This is a genomic window from Geodermatophilus siccatus (assembly GCF_900103785.1).
GTDB lineage: Bacteria > Actinomycetota > Actinomycetes > Mycobacteriales > Geodermatophilaceae > Geodermatophilus > Geodermatophilus siccatus.
Genome location: NZ_FNHE01000008.1, coordinates 248,852 through 262,471 on the forward strand (window position 1 = coordinate 248,852; position 13,620 = coordinate 262,471).

Genomic DNA, 13,620 nt, shown 5'->3' on the forward strand with positions numbered 1-13,620 from the left:
GGTCTGCGGTGGCGACACCGGCGGTGCGAGCCGGACAGGAACAGCGTGGCAGTGGGGTACGACAGGAACCCGGCCCGATGCGAGCCGCCGGTGGGCCCGATGGGGCCGCGGAGCCGGGTGCCGTCACGACCCGTCGGTCGGGCTCAGCGAGCGGTCAGCGCGGCGCCCATCTGCTCGACGGCCTGCACCAGCACCGGCCGCGGGGTCGCGACGTTGAGCCGGGCGAAGCCCGTGCCCGCCACCCCGCACAGGGCGCCGTCGGTCAAGGCCACCCCGGCCCGCTCGAGGAAGAACGCGCCCGGCTCGGGCAGCTCCAGCTCCCGGCAGTCCAACCAGGCCAGGTAGGTGCCCTCGGGTGGGGTGTACCGGACGCCGGGCAGGTGCTCGGCGACGAGGTCGGCGAGCAGCCGGCGGTTGCCGTCCAGGTACGCCAGGACGTCGTCCAGCCAGCCGGCGCCGCCGGTGTAGGCGGCGGTGTTCGCCAGGACGCCGAGGGTCGAGGCGCCGTGCTCGGCGTGCGGGCCCACCCGCGCCCACAGGTCGGCGTCGGCGTCGTTGGAGAGCACCAGCTGGGCGCACTTCAGACCGGGCAGGTTCCACGCCTTGGACGCCGAGGTCGCGCTGACCGCGTGCCCGGCCGGGACCTCGCCGAGCGAGGCGTAGGGCACGTGCCGGTGTCCCTCGTACACCAGCGGCGCGTGGATCTCGTCGGAGAACACCCTGCCGCCGTGCCGCTCGACCACCTCGGCGACCGCCGTCATCTCCGCGGGCTCCAGCACCCGCCCGATCGGGTTGTGCGGGTTGCAGAGCACCAGCAGGTGGCCGCCGGCCCGGAACGCGGCGTCGAGCGCGTCGAGGTCGTAGACGTACCGGTCGCCGTCCCGCGCCATCGGCACCTGGACGACCTCGCGGCCCAACGCCGGTGGCAGCGTGAGGAAGGGCATGTAGGCCGGCGTCGGCAGGACGACCGGGCTGCCCGGTCGGGAGAAGTGCTCGATCGCCGCGGCCAGCCCGGCGAGGACGTCTGCCACCGGGCGCACCCGCTCCGACGGCACCGTCCAGCCGTACCGGTCGGCCGACCACGCCGCGTACGCCTCCGACATGCCCTGCAGCAGCGCCGGCGACAGGTAGCCGAAGGCCGCGCCGTCCACGGCCGCGTGCAGCGCCTCGGTGACCGCCGGCGCGGTGCCGAAGTCCATCTCCGCCACGAACGCCCCGATCGCCTCGGGGAACAGCGACCACTTGAGGCCGCCGCGGCGCCGCAGCTCCCCGACGGTCAGCTCGTCGAACCCGGCGTCAGCCACGGGGAGCCCGGGCGAGCAGCTGGGCCAGGTGCAGGCCGTCGCGGCCGGCGAGCTGGTCGAGCTGGGTGCGGCAGGAGAACCCGTCGGCGAGGACGACGGCGTCCGGCCCCGCGGCCCGGACGGCGGGCAGCAGCTGGTGCTCGGCGATCGCCACCGACACCTCGTGGTGGCCGCGTTCGACGCCCCAGTTGCCGGCCAGCCCGCAGCACCCGCCGACCCGGGTCACCGTGGCGCCGGCCTCGCGCAGCAGCCGCTCGTCGGTGGCCCACCCGAGGACGGCGTGGTGGTGGCAGTGCGGCTGGGCGACGACCTCCACCCCGGCCAGGGACGGCGGCGTCCAGCCCGGGGTCCCGCGCAGCAGCTCGGCCAGCGTGCGGGTGCCCGCGGCGACCCGCTCCGCAGCCGATCCGCCGACCAGCTCCAGGGCCTCGTGCCGCAGCACCGCGGTGCACGAGGGCTCCACGCCGACCACCGGGATGCCGTCGTCCACCAGCGGGGCGAGCAGCTCGACGGTGCGGCCCAGGGTGCGGCGCGCGGCGTCCAGCTGGCCGGTGGTGATCCAGGTCAGCCCGCAGCACGCCTCGGCCGGCGGCACCTGCACCCGGTAGCCGGCGTCCTCCAGCACGGCTGCCGTGGCGAGGGCGACCTCGGGATCGAAGTGGTCGGTGAACGAGTCGACCCAGAGGGCGACCGGCGGCCCGTCCCCGGCCGTCGCGGGCCGCTCCGCCCACGTCTCCCGGAAGGTGCGTGTGGCGAACGCCGGCAGCGAGCGGCGCTGGTCGACGCCGGCGCCCCACCTGGCCAGCCGGCCGCCGAGGCGCGACCTGGTGACCGCGTTGGCCAGCCGGGGCGCGCGGGCGGCGACGTCGGCCCAGCGCGGCAGCCAGCCCAGCGTGTAGTGCGAGCGGGGGCGCAGCCGGCGGCGGTAGCTCTGGTGCAGCACCTCGGCCTTGTAGGAGGCCATGTCCACACCGGTCGGGCAGTCCCGTGAGCAGCCCTTGCACGACAGGCACAGGTCGAGGGCCTCGTGCACCTCCGGCGAGCGCCAGTCCCGCACCGGCCCGCCCGGGGCGAGCATCTCCTGCAGCACGCGCGCCCGGCCGCGGGTGGTGTCCTTCTCCTCGCGGGTCGCCGGCCACGACGGGCACATCACCCCGCCGCCGGCCTGCAGGTCGGCCCGGCACTTGCCGACGCCGGTGCAGCGGTGCACCGCGGCGGAGAAGTCGCCGCCGTCGTGCCGGTAGGCCAGCGCGAGGCCGGTGTTCCGGCGCGGCGCGGCGGCCACCCGGATGTCGTCCTCGACCCGCGCCGGGCGCACCAGCACGCCGGGGTTGAGCACGTCGTCGGGGTCGAACAGGCCCTTCACCCGCTCGAACAGGCCGAGCACGTGCGGCGAGTACATGGACGACAGCAGCTCGCTGCGCGCCCGGCCGTCACCGTGCTCGCCGGACACCGAGCCGCCGTAGCGGGCCACCAGCGTCGCGGCGTCGGTCACGAAGGCCCGGTAGGCCTCGCGGCCGCGGTCGGGGTGGGCGGGGGAGCGAGCCCCGAGCGGGAAGTCGATCCGCACGTGCACGCAGCCGTCGCCGAAGTGGCCGTACGGGACGCCCTGCAGCCCGTGCCGGTCCAGCAGCGCCTCGAACTCGCGCAGGTAGGCGCCCAGCTGCTCGACCGGCACGGCGGCGTCCTCCCAGCCGGCGTGCGCGGGCCGGCCGTCGGAGGTGCGGGCGGCCAGGCCGGCGCCGTCCTCGCGGATCCGCCAGATCGCCGCGGCTTCCGCGACGTCGGTGACCACCATCGCGTCCACCGCGCCGGCGTCGCCCAGCACGCCCTTCGCCTTGGCCTCGACCTCGGCGACGCTGTCGCCGGTCAGCTCGACGATCAGCCAGCCGTCGCCGCGGGGCAGGTCCGGGACGACGGCCGCGGGGACGTCGCGCAGCCGCTGCACGATCCGCTGGTCGAGGCCCTCCACGGCGGTCGGCTCGTGCGGCAGCAGCCCGGGGGTGGCGTCGGCGGCCTCGGCCATCGACGGGTAGCCGAGGACCACCAGGCCGCGGAAGGGGGCGTCGGTGACCAGCCGGACCGTGGCGCCGAGCACCACCGCGAGGGTCCCCTCGCTGCCGACCAGCGCGCGGGCGACGTCGAAGCCGCGCTCGGGCAGCAGGTGCTCCAGCGAGTAGCCCGAGACCTGCCGGCCGAAGCGGCCGAGCTCCGTGCGGATCGCCGCCAGCTCCCCGTCCACGAGCGAGCGCAGCTCGTCGAGCACCGCGCCGCTCACCGCGCCGTCCGGCCCGAGCCGCAGCCGCCGGCCGGCGCCGGTGACGACGTCGAGGCCGACCACGTTGTCCGACGTCCGGCCGTAGCCCAGGGCCCGCGACCCGCAGGCGTTGTTGCCGATCATCCCGCCGATCGTGCAGCGGTTGTGCGTGCTCGGGTCGGGGCCGAACCGCAGCCCGTGCGGCCGGGCCGCGGTCTGCAGCGCCGCCTGCACCACGCCGGGGTCGACGGTCGCCGTCCGGCCCTCGGGGTCGATGCCGTGGACGCGGGACAGGTACCGGCTGGTGTCGAGGACGACGCCCGGGCCGACCGCGTTGCCGGCGATCGAGGTGCCCGCGCCCCGGGCGGTGAGGGGCACGCCGAGGTCGCGGCAGACGGCGAGGGTCGCCTCGATCTCGTCGGGGTGCCGCGGGCGCACCACCGCGCGGGGCAGCACCCGGTACAGCGAGCCGTCGGAGGAGTACAGCGCCCGGGCCAGGCCGGAGTCGTCGACGTCGCCGACCCCCGCGCGGCGCAGCGCCTCGGTCAGGTCGGTCGCCACGTCCGGTGCCAGCGTCATCAGCGCTCCCTCGTCGGCGTCGGTGCCTCCCTCCTTGTACACCGCACCGGCCCGTCGGCGGGACGTCGGCCCCTGGTCCGCCCGGCCGGTGCCCACCAGCCTGGACGGGTGGCCTTCGACGTCGAGCGGCTGCTGCGGCTGTGGTCGGACCCCCTGCCGGGGGACGACGCCGCCGCGGCCGACGCCTTCCGCGAGCTGTACGCCGACCCGGTGACGGTCAACGGCGCGCCGATCGGCGCGGTCGACCTGGTGGCCCGGGCCAGGGCGGTGCAGCACACGTTCGAGCCGGTGCGGCGCGAGGTGCTGTCGGTCGTCGAGGAGGGGGACCGGGTCGCCGTCGCCTTCCGGATGGGCGGCCGTCAGGTCGGCACCTGGACGACGTCCGCCGGTCCGCTACCGGCCACCGGGCGGGAGTTCTGGCTGCGGGTGGTCGACGTCCTCACCCTCGCCGACGGGCGGATCACCGACATCGTCATGGTCGCCGACGAGCTGGGGGTCCTGGTCGCCCTGGACGCCGTCCGGCTGCGCACCCCCGCCGACGCGGTGACCGGCGACTGAGTCCGCCCGTGTCCGGCGCGCGGCGTCCGGGTTGACGCGCGACCGGCGCCGCGCCAGGGTCGCCTGGCCAGACGGACCCAGCTGGGGACGACAGACCGTCGCTGCTCGGCCGCTCCAGGCGCTGGGGTCCCACCGAGGGAGGGCGTCCGTGGAAGTCGACGTGATCGTCGAGATCCCCAAGGGATCCCGGAACAAGTACGAGTACGACCAGCAGCTCGGCCGGATCCGGCTCGACCGGATGCTGTTCACCGCGACCGGCTATCCGGGCGACTACGGGTTCGTCCCCGACACGCTGGCCGAGGACGGCGACCCCATCGACGCCCTCCTGCTCCTCAACGAGCCCACCTTCCCCGGCTGCCTGGTCCGCGCCCGGGTCATCGCCGTGTTCTGGGTGCACGACAAACGGGGCCCGGACGCCAAGCTGCTGTGCGTTCCCGCGACCGACCCGCGGCACCTGCACCTGCAGGAGCTGGAGGACGTGCCGATGCACCAGATCGCCGAGATCTGGCACTTCTTCGAGATCTACGAGGCCCTCGCACCCGACAAGTCGGCCGAGACCCGCGGGTGGGAGCGCCGGGCGAAGGCGATCGAGGCGCTGGAGGACGCGCAGCGCAGGTTCGCCGACGGGCTCCCCGCGGCGACCGGCACGGAGGGCTGAGCGAGGTCAGGTCCGGGCGACCGCCTGTGCCAGGGCGGCGATGTGGGCCGATGCGGGTCGCGGCTCGATGCCGAGGGCCCGCATCCCCTCGACGCCGCCCTCCTCGTCCACGTCCCTGTACAGCGCGATGCCCAGGGCCGAGGCGAGCTCCGGTCGGCGTCCGCGCAGGGCCCGGGCGCCGAACGCGAGCACCCGGCGGGGGACGACGACGCGGCGCATGCGCACGCCGAGCACGCGTTCGAAGGCGTCGACGACCTCGTGCCGGGTCAGCGCCTCCGGCCCACCGAGGTCCAGCGCCTCGGGCGGGTCGGCCATCGTCGCCAGCCGCACGCAGGCCTCGGCGACGTCGTCCTCGGCGACGTACGGCACCGGCGTGCGGCCGCGGCCGTGGATGACGGCCAGCCGCTTGTCCGGCCGGATGCCGGACTGCGGGGCGAGCCACGTCTCCTGGAACGCGGCCGGCCGCACGAGCACCGACCGCAGGGACGAGGCCTGCAGCAACCGTTCGGTGGCCCGCTTCGCGGCGAAGAGGGGCACCAGGTCCACCATCGCGTCGGTCAGGCCCTGCGCGGAGACGAACACGAACCGTTCGACGCCGGCCGCCTCGGCCGCCCGGACCAGTGCCGCGTTGCCCTCGCGGTCGACCCGGTCGATGGAGACGTCCCTGGCCCCGGCCAGGTTGCGTCCCATGCCGTTGGCGGTGGTGACGACCGTCCGCACCCCGGCCAGTGCCCGGTCGAGACCGGCCGGGTCGGTGAGGTCGCCGACGCTGAGCTCGACGCCGGACGACCGCAGGGCGGCGGTGTCGCTGCGCGGCCGGACCAGCGCGCGGAACGGGATGCCGCGCTCGGTCAGCCGGGCGGCGATCCGGCCGCCCAGGTCGCCGGTGGCGCCGCAGAGCAGGAGCTCGCCCATGGTCCCTCCCGGGTGGGGTGGATGACCCAGGCAGGCACGGTCCCAGCTCCCCGTCAACGCCCCGTCACGTCCGCCGGTGGCCGGATCGCCGAACGCGCCCGCAGTCCCGGAGCGCTGGGCCCCGCCGTCCTCCCTGCTCGGTGACCGTCCCTGTGGCGAGCGTGATGCCCGGGCGCGTGTCCGCACCGCCCCCGGCGACACGCGGGGAGGCGAGGGGTCCCGGCGTCCGGGTCGTCGATCCTCGGTCGCCATGACGGGCTGGCATGGACTCCTCGGGGCCGAGATCCCGATCGTCACGGCGGTGACCCGGCTGGACTTCCTGAGCCGGCGGGACAGCGCGGCCGGGGTGGAGCGCCCCGCCGCCGGGCCCTCGTACTCCTGGACCGACCACCTGCGCGGGCAGGTCGAACCGCTGGACCTGGAGGAGTCCCTGGAGCTGCTGGGCCTGGGCGTCGGTGTCGCCCGGCGGGCCTACGACGCACAGCACCGGGGCATCCACGCCGCCCTGCGCGCCGGCGCCTCGTGGGAGCGGATCGGTGCCGTGCTCGGGACCACCGCGCTGACCGCCTGGAACGGCCACCAGCGGTGGATCGAGGAGCAGGTCGAGCTCTTCGAGTCGACCGGACGGTACGGGCTCGACGACGTCGGTGCGGTGGAAGCGCTGCACCTCGCCGGCGAGCGCCCGGCGGGCCTCGGCTACGTCACGCGGACCGCTCACCCGGAGGGCTGACGGCCCCGGCAGGGTCCCGCCGCGAGCCTGCGAGCGGTGGGGGGCAGGGGGTCCTCCTTCAGTCCTCGAGCACCCAGACGGCGCTGTTCGGCGGGAGGGCGACCGTGCCGCCGGAGCGCCGGACCGCCGCTGTGGAGGCGAGCAGCACCTGCCCGGGGCAGCCGGCGAGCACCGTCTCGTCGCCCATGTTGACCACGCAGCGCACCGTCTCGCCACTGCCGACCGACCGGACGGTCAGCACGTTCCCGCGGGTGGTCACCGTCGCCGAGCCCGTGGCGAACGCCGGGTGGGCCCTGCGCAACGCCAGCGCGCGCCGGTGCAGGGTCAGCGTCGAGGCGCCCTGGCCGGTCTGCACCGAGACGGCGTAGCGGCCCCAGTCGGCGGGGATCGGCAGCCACGGCTCGGTCGCGCCCTCGGGGGAGAAGCCGACGCCCTCGGTCGGATTCCACGGCATGGGCACGCGGCAGCCGTCGCGACCGGCGCGGGCGCCGCCGCTGCGGTGGAAGATCGGGTCCTGCTTGGCCTCGTCGGGCACGTGCGCCTGCGGCAGGCCCAGCTCGTCACCGGCGTAGAGGTAGGCCGAGCCCGGGAGCGCCAGCGTCAGCAGCGCCGCGGCACGGGCCCGGGCGGTGCCGACCTCGCCGCCGCCGAAGCGGGTGACCTGCCGCTCCTTGTCGTGGTTGCCCAGCACCCACGACACCGGCGCGCCGACCTGCCCGTAGGCGTCCAGGGCGCTGGCGATCGCCTCGGCGAACGGCGCGACGGCCCACGGCGACTTCAGCAGCCGGAACGACAGCGACTGGTGCAGCTCGTCGGCCCGGGAGTACAGCGCGACCTGCTCGAGGTCGGCCAGGCAGACCTCGCCGACCAGCATGGTGTCGGGGTACTCGTCGCAGACGGACCGCCAGCGGCGCCACACGTCGTGCACCTCGGGCTGGTTCCAGGTCATCGCCTGCTCGGGGCCGTGGCCGAACAGCGTGGGGGAGTAGGCGCCCGGGTTGTCCCGCAGGCCGGCGTCCTTGTACAGGCCGTAGGCCACGTCGACGCGGAAGCCGCTCACGCCGCGGTCCAGCCAGAAGCGCAGCGTGCGCTCGAAGTCCTCGGCCACGGCCGGGTCGCGCCAGTTGAGGTCCGGCTGCTCGGGGGCGAACAGGTGCAGGTACCAGCGGCCGTCCGGGGTGCGCGACCAGGCCGGCCCGCCGAACAGCGACTGCCAGTTGTTCGGCGGCTCCTCCGACGGCGGCGCGAAGTGGTAGCGCGCGGCCTCGGGGGAGTCCGGGTCGGCCAGCGCCGCCTGGAACCACGGGTGCTGGTCGGAGGTGTGGTTGGGGACGACGTCGAGGACGACCTTCAGGCCGAGCCGGCGGGCGTCGTCCACGAGGGCCTCGAGGTCGGACACGTCGCCGTAGTCGGGGTCCACCGCCCGGTAGTCGACGACGTCGTAGCCGCCGTCCGCGCCGCCCGAGGGGTAGTGCGGGTTGATCCACACCGCGTCGACGCCCAGCCAGGAGAGGTAGGGCAGCCGCTGCCGCAGGCCGCGCAGGTCGCCGATGCCGTCGCCGTCGCTGTCGGCGAAGGAGCGCAGGTAGACCTGGTAGACGACCGCGTCCCGCCACCAGGGGGCAGGCGCGGCAGCGGGGGCGACCCGGCGCTGGGTCTGGGTCCTCGCGAGGGAGAGGCGGCGTGCCATGCCGCCACCATCGGCGGGATCCGGCCCGGGGTTGTGCGGCACATCCCACGAACTGGTGAGGCGGAGCTGGCAGATCCCGCCAACCACCCAGCTCGGCTGTGACGCCCGGGACGCGTGTGTCGCGGCGGTGTCGGCGGACGCGCCGGGAGGCACCACGTGCGCATCGGTCTGGTCCGACGGGCCACGGTCCGCCACAGTCGACCCCGTGCTCTCGCGACCCCTCGCGCTCGTGTCCACGGTGCTCACCGGTGTGCTGACCGGCGGGATGGTCCTCATCGACGTGGTGCTGGTCCCCTTCTGGCGCGGCTCGTCCCCAGCGGGGTTCCGGGCCTGGTTCGCGGCCCACTCCGGGCGCCTCCGCGCGCTCCTGGTGCCCCTGGGCGCCGCCACCGGGATCGCCTGCACCGCGTCGGCGGCGGTCCGGGTGACCGGTGGAGGGCGAGGTGCCCCCGCTGCGGTGGCGGCAGCGGCAGCCGCCGGGGGTGTGATCGCCGTGACCGTCACGGTGAACGAGCCGGCCAACCACCGGTTCACCTCGGCCACGCTGACCGACCGAGAGACGACCGAGCTCCTCCGCCGGTGGGCGCGCTGGCACCACCTCCGCGTCGTCCTCGGGCTCGTGGCCACCGTGGCGGCGGGGCGGGCGCTCGCCGACGCCGGGGACCGAGCTGTCTCCCGGGTCCCGTCGCGTTTGCGCGGCGTCCGGGCCGGGGACGACCTTGCCTGAGGCCGGGGCGCACCGACCTCGAGCACTCCGCCGATCCACGACCCGCGACGAGCGAGGCTGGCCATGGACCCCGATCCCCGGCCCGGTGAGGACGACGTCGACCGCGACGACGCGCAGGCGCTGAGCCGCGCGACCGGCGGCCGCGGGAGCGACGAGCCCGACGCGTCGAGCACCACGGGCACCGGCGAGTCCGCCGGGTTCGTCGGGCGGGTGGCCGGTCAGGACGTCGGGTACGCGGGCGAGACCGGGGCCGAGCGCCGGGCCGCGGCCGAGCAGGAGGACTGAGCAGGGGCCTCCCTCAGTCCCGGCGTCGCCGGATCTTCGACCCGAGCCAGGTGAGCGGGTCGTACCTGCGGTCCACGACCCGCTCCTTGAGCGGGATGATCCCGTTGTCGGTGAGGTGGATGCCCTCGGGGCAGACCTCGCTGCAGCACTTGGTGATGTTGCAGTAGCCGAGGCCGAACTGCTCCTGGGCGGCGTCCCGCCGGTCGACGACGTCGAGCGGGTGCATGTCGAGCTCGGCCAGCCGGATGAGGAACCGCGGCCCGGCGAAGGCGGCCTTGTTCTCCTCGTGGTCCCGGATGACGTGGCAGGTGTCCTGGCAGAGCCAGCACTCGATGCACTTGCGGAACTCCTGCGGCCGGTCGACGTCGACCTGCTGCATCCGGTGGTTGCCGTCGGGGTCCCGGGGCCGGGGGGTGAACGCCGGGATCTGCGCGGCCTTCTCGTAGTTGTAGGAGACGTCGGTGACCAGGTCGCGGATGACCGGGAAGGTCCGCAGCGGGGTCACCGTCACCGTCTCGTCCTCGGCGAAGGTGCTCATCCGGGTCAGGCACATGAGCCGCGGCCGGCCGTTGACCTCCGCGCTGCAGGACCCGCACTTGCCGGCCTTGCAGTTCCACCGGACGGCGAGGTCGCCGGCCTGGGTGGCCTGCAGGCGGTGGATGACGTCGAGGACGACCTCGCCCTCGTTGACCGGGACGGTGAAGGTCTGCAGTTCCCCGCCCGAGGCGTCGCCGCGCCAGACGCGGAACGTGGCGTCGTAGCCGCCGTGGGTCCTGGCCGGGCCCTCGTCGACCGCGCGGGTGCTCGGTTCCCCCACCTCGGTCACGTGCCCTCCTCGCTGGCACTCGTCGTGCTCGTGCCCGGCGGTGCTGCGTCCCTGCGTGACCTCGCGAGCTCGGTCACGTGCCCTCCTCGCTGGCGCTCGTCGTGCTCGTGCCCGGCGGTGCTGCGTCCCTGCGTGACCTCGCGAGCTCGGTCACGTCTGCTCCTCGAAGACCTCGGCCAGCTCCGGTGGCATCTCCGGCAGCGGTTGCCGGGTCACGGTCAACTCACCGTCCGGCGTCCGGGTGCAGACCAGGTTGGTGCGCCCCCACTCGGGATCGGTGGCGGGGAAGTCGTCGCGGGTGTGCCCGCCGCGGCTCTCCTCGCGGGCCAGCGCCGCGCGGGCGATGCACTCGCTGACCGCCAGCAGGTGCGGCAGGTCCAGCGCCAGGTGCCAGCCGGGGTTGTACTGCCGGTGCCCCTCCACCGACAGCGCCGCCACCCGCTCGCGCAGGACGGCGATCCGCTCGAGCGCCCGCTCCATCTCCGGTGCGGTGCGGATGATGCCGACCAGGTCGTGCATCGTCTGCTGCAGCTCGGACTGCACGGCGTAGGGGTTCTCCCCGCCTTCCCGCTCGAACGGCGCCAGCGCCGCCCGCGCGGCCTCGACCAGCGCCTCCTCGCGCAGCGCCACCACGCCGGCCCGTTTGCTCGCGTGCTCGGCGGCGGCGACACCGGCGCGCCGACCGAAGACGAGCAGGTCCGACAGCGAGTTGCCGCCCAGCCGGTTGGAGCCGTGCATGCCGCCGGCGACCTCGCCCGCCGCGAACAGCCCCGGCACGGACGCCGCGGCGGTGTCCGGGTCGACCTCGACGCCGCCCATCACGTAGTGGCAGGTGGGCCCGACCTCCATCGGCTCGGCCGTGATGTCGACGTCCGCCAGCTCCTTGAACTGGTGGTACATCGAGGGCAGCCTCCGGCGGACGTACTCGGCCGGCCGGCGCGAGGCGATGTCGAGGAACACCCCGCCGTGTGGCGAGCCCCGGCCGGCCTTGACCTCGCTGTTGATGGCCCGGGCGACCTCGTCGCGGGGCAGCAGCTCGGGCGGGCGCCGGTTGTTCTTCTTGTCGTCGTACCAGCGGTCGGCCTCGTCCTCGGTCTCCGCCGTCTCCTTGCGGAAGAAGTCGGGGATGTAGTCGAACATGAACCGGTTGCCGGCGGAGTTCCGCAGGACGCCGCCGTCGCCACGCACGCTCTCGGTCACCAGGATCCCGCGCACCGACGGCGGCCACACCATGCCGGTGGGGTGGAACTGGACGAACTCCATGTTGACCAGCCCCGCGCCGGCCGCCAGCGCCAGCGAGTGCCCGTCGCCGGTGTACTCCCACGAGTTCGAGGTGACCTTGTAGGCCTTGCCGATCCCGCCGGTGGCCAGCACGACCGACGGGGCCTCCCAGGCGAGGAAACGCCCCGACTCCCGCCAGTAGCCGAACGCGCCGGTGACGCCGTCGGCGTCGGTGAGCAGCCTGGTGACCGTGCACTCCATGTAGACGTCCACGCCGAGCGCGACGGTGCGCTGCTGCAGGGTGCGGATCAGCTCCAGGCCGGTGCGGTCACCGACGTGCGCGAGGCGGGCGTAGCGGTGGCCGCCGAAGTCGCGCTGGCTGATCAGCCCGTCGGGGGTGCGGTCGAACAGCGCCCCCCAGTCCTCGAGCTCGCGCACCCGGTCGGGCGCCTCCTGCGCGTGCAGCTGGGCCATCCGCCAGTGGTTGAGCATCTTCCCGCCGCGCATGGTGTCCCGGAAGTGCACCCGCCAGCCGTCCTCGGGATAGGCGTTGCCCATCGCCGCGGCGATCCCGCCCTCGGCCATGACGGTGTGCGCCTTGCCGAGCAGGGACTTGCAGACGACGGCCGTGCGCGCCCCCGCCTCGTGCGCGGCGATCGCGGCCCGCAGACCGGCGCCGCCGGCTCCGACGACCACGACGTCGTAGGCGTGCCGTTCCAGCTCCATCAGAAGAACCTCGGGTCGGAGATCGTGCCGGTGGCCAGCAGGAACACGTAGAGGTCGGCGAACGCGACACCGAACAACGAGATCCAGGCGTACTGCATGTGCCGGGCGTTCAGCCGGGAGACCAGCGTCCAGGCGCGGTAGCGCAGCGGGTGCCGGGAGAAGGAGTTGATCCGGCCGCCCACGGCGTGCCGGCAGGAGTGGCAGGACAGCGAGTACAGCCACAGCAGGGCGGCGTTGGCGAGGAGCACCAGGGTGCCCAGGCCCATGTGCCCCCACGCGCCGGTCTCGTCGCGGAAGGCGAGGACGGCGTCGTAGGTGAGGACGACGTTGAACAGCAGCCCCAGGTAGAAGAAGTACCGGTGCAGGTTCTGGCCCAGCAGCGGCAGCCGCGTCTCGCCGGTGTAGCGCCGGTGCGGCTCGGCCACCGCGCAGGCCGGCGGGGACAGCCAGAACGACCGGTAGTAGGCCTTCCGGTAGTAGTAGCAGGTCAGCCGGAAACCCAGCGGCACGACGAGGATGTAGATCGCTGGTGAGATCCAGGCCGGCCCGGTGAAGAGCTCCGGGAACGTGTCGCCCTCGCAGCCGGTGGTGATGCAGGGCGAGTAGAACGGCGAGATGTAGGGCTCGGAGAAGTAGTACGCGTTCTGGAAGGCGCGGAACGTCGAGTAGACGACGAAGGCGACCAGCGCCAGCACGGTGAGCAGCGGCTGCAGCCACCACCGGTCGGTGCGCAGGGTGCGCGCCGCGATGGCCGCGCGCCGCGGGGCCGGTCCTCCGCCGCGTCCCGGGGAGGCCGCCCCGGCCCCGCGCGGCGCGGTAGTCGTCACCGGAGGCTGCGGCCGGATCCGGCGACGCCGTCGTCGTAGCCGTCGTCCCACATGACGGCCGACGAGCCCGGGACGTCCGGGGCCGAGCGCGACGCACCGCACAGGAGGGCGAGGTCGTCGCGCAGCCGGGCGACGTCGATCCTCAGCCGGCGCGCGTCCACCGTGTCCCCGAAGTACCGGGTGAGCGGGCTGCACGCCGCCTCGAGTTCGTCGACGGCCCGGCGGGCCGCCGCCACGTCCTGCTCCAGGGACATCGCTGCCTCCAGGTGCTGGTCACACCCCCGCCGGGGACGGTGCAGCGAAGTCGACCACGGACG

General features: G+C 74.9%; 13 protein-coding genes. 5 read left to right on the top strand and 8 right to left on the bottom strand.

Going from position 1 to position 13,620, the window contains the following annotated elements; all coding sequences use genetic code 11:
• Positions 1-143: 143 nt before the first annotated feature.
• The gene (locus BLS21_RS16290) at positions 144-1,304 is read right to left on the bottom strand and encodes a MalY/PatB family protein (protein WP_091220688.1); all 1,161 of its coding nucleotides are present in this window, start codon (positions 1,302-1,304) and stop codon (positions 144-146) included.
• Positions 1,297-4,140 carry an FAD-binding and (Fe-S)-binding domain-containing protein gene (locus tag BLS21_RS16295; protein ID WP_091220837.1) on the bottom strand — a complete coding sequence of 948 codons (2,844 nt, stop codon included), beginning with the start codon at positions 4,138-4,140 and terminating at the stop codon, positions 1,297-1,299. The genes BLS21_RS16290 and BLS21_RS16295 overlap by 8 nt, the downstream gene beginning before the upstream one ends.
• A 108-nt stretch (positions 4,141-4,248) precedes the next feature.
• Between BLS21_RS16295 and BLS21_RS16300 the strand changes: the two genes are divergently transcribed.
• Positions 4,249-4,698 (top strand): nuclear transport factor 2 family protein, encoded by a 450-nt coding sequence (locus BLS21_RS16300; protein WP_091220691.1) that lies wholly within the window; start codon positions 4,249-4,251, stop codon positions 4,696-4,698.
• 148 nt (positions 4,699-4,846) lie between these two features.
• Positions 4,847-5,356, top strand: a complete 510-nt coding sequence (locus BLS21_RS16305) for an inorganic diphosphatase (RefSeq protein ID WP_091220694.1) — start codon at positions 4,847-4,849, stop codon at positions 5,354-5,356.
• 6 nt (positions 5,357-5,362) lie between these two features.
• On the opposite strand, the gene BLS21_RS16310 is transcribed toward BLS21_RS16305, so the two are convergent.
• Entirely contained in the window at positions 5,363-6,271 is a 909-nt protein-coding gene (locus tag BLS21_RS16310; RefSeq protein WP_175479596.1) for an SDR family oxidoreductase, read from the bottom strand.
• Positions 6,272-6,521: 250 nt separating this feature from the next.
• Between BLS21_RS16310 and BLS21_RS16315 the strand changes: the two genes are divergently transcribed.
• Positions 6,522-7,001 carry a hypothetical protein gene (locus BLS21_RS16315; RefSeq protein ID WP_091220699.1) on the top strand — a complete coding sequence of 160 codons (480 nt, stop codon included), beginning with the start codon at positions 6,522-6,524 and terminating at the stop codon, positions 6,999-7,001.
• Between the two features lie 58 nt (positions 7,002-7,059).
• Here BLS21_RS16315 and BLS21_RS16320 read toward each other — a convergent pair whose 3' ends face one another.
• A complete protein-coding gene (locus BLS21_RS16320) occupies positions 7,060-8,691 on the bottom strand; it encodes a glycoside hydrolase family 13 protein (RefSeq protein WP_091220702.1) in 1,632 nt (543 codons plus the stop codon).
• 205 nt (positions 8,692-8,896) lie between these two features.
• Between BLS21_RS16320 and BLS21_RS24705 the strand changes: the two genes are divergently transcribed.
• Positions 8,897-9,418, top strand: coding sequence for an anthrone oxygenase family protein (locus BLS21_RS24705; RefSeq protein ID WP_217636165.1), 522 nt, complete (start codon positions 8,897-8,899; stop codon positions 9,416-9,418).
• 63 nt (positions 9,419-9,481) lie between these two features.
• Positions 9,482-9,703 (top strand): hypothetical protein, encoded by a 222-nt coding sequence (locus tag BLS21_RS24710; RefSeq protein WP_217636166.1) that lies wholly within the window; start codon positions 9,482-9,484, stop codon positions 9,701-9,703.
• 13 nt (positions 9,704-9,716) lie between these two features.
• On the opposite strand, the gene BLS21_RS16330 is transcribed toward BLS21_RS24710, so the two are convergent.
• The 4 genes from BLS21_RS16330 to BLS21_RS16345 all read right to left on the bottom strand — a co-directional run bounded on the left by BLS21_RS16330 (position 9,717) and on the right by BLS21_RS16345 (position 13,557).
• Complete coding sequence (locus BLS21_RS16330) at positions 9,717-10,529, bottom strand: succinate dehydrogenase/fumarate reductase iron-sulfur subunit (protein ID WP_245700481.1); 813 nt, start codon at positions 10,527-10,529, stop codon at positions 9,717-9,719.
• Between the two features lie 150 nt (positions 10,530-10,679).
• The gene (locus BLS21_RS16335; protein ID WP_175479597.1) at positions 10,680-12,476 is read right to left on the bottom strand and encodes a fumarate reductase/succinate dehydrogenase flavoprotein subunit; all 1,797 of its coding nucleotides are present in this window, start codon (positions 12,474-12,476) and stop codon (positions 10,680-10,682) included.
• On the bottom strand, positions 12,476-13,303 hold the full coding sequence (locus BLS21_RS16340; protein WP_091220705.1) for a hypothetical protein: 828 nt from the start codon (positions 13,301-13,303) through the stop codon (positions 12,476-12,478). The genes BLS21_RS16335 and BLS21_RS16340 overlap by 1 nt, the downstream gene beginning before the upstream one ends.
• Positions 13,300-13,557: a hypothetical protein gene (locus BLS21_RS16345; protein WP_091220708.1), complete on the bottom strand. Its 258-nt coding sequence runs from the start codon at positions 13,555-13,557 to the stop codon at positions 13,300-13,302. The genes BLS21_RS16340 and BLS21_RS16345 overlap by 4 nt, the downstream gene beginning before the upstream one ends.
• Positions 13,558-13,620: the final 63 nt, after the last annotated feature.

Coding starts and splice junctions, on each gene's coding strand:
- BLS21_RS16310 (WP_175479596.1), bottom strand. CDS start 6,271: ATGGGCGAGCTCCTGCTCTGCGGCGCCACCGGCGACCTGGGCGGCCGG.
- BLS21_RS24710 (WP_217636166.1), top strand. CDS start 9,482: ATGGACCCCGATCCCCGGCCCGGTGAGGACGACGTCGACCGCGACGAC.
- BLS21_RS16315 (WP_091220699.1), top strand. CDS start 6,522: ATGACGGGCTGGCATGGACTCCTCGGGGCCGAGATCCCGATCGTCACG.
- BLS21_RS16345 (WP_091220708.1), bottom strand. CDS start 13,557: ATGTCCCTGGAGCAGGACGTGGCGGCGGCCCGCCGGGCCGTCGACGAA.
- BLS21_RS16335 (WP_175479597.1), bottom strand. CDS start 12,476: ATGGAGCTGGAACGGCACGCCTACGACGTCGTGGTCGTCGGAGCCGGC.
- BLS21_RS16295 (WP_091220837.1), bottom strand. CDS start 4,140: ATGACGCTGGCACCGGACGTGGCGACCGACCTGACCGAGGCGCTGCGC.
- BLS21_RS16320 (WP_091220702.1), bottom strand. CDS start 8,691: ATGGCACGCCGCCTCTCCCTCGCGAGGACCCAGACCCAGCGCCGGGTC.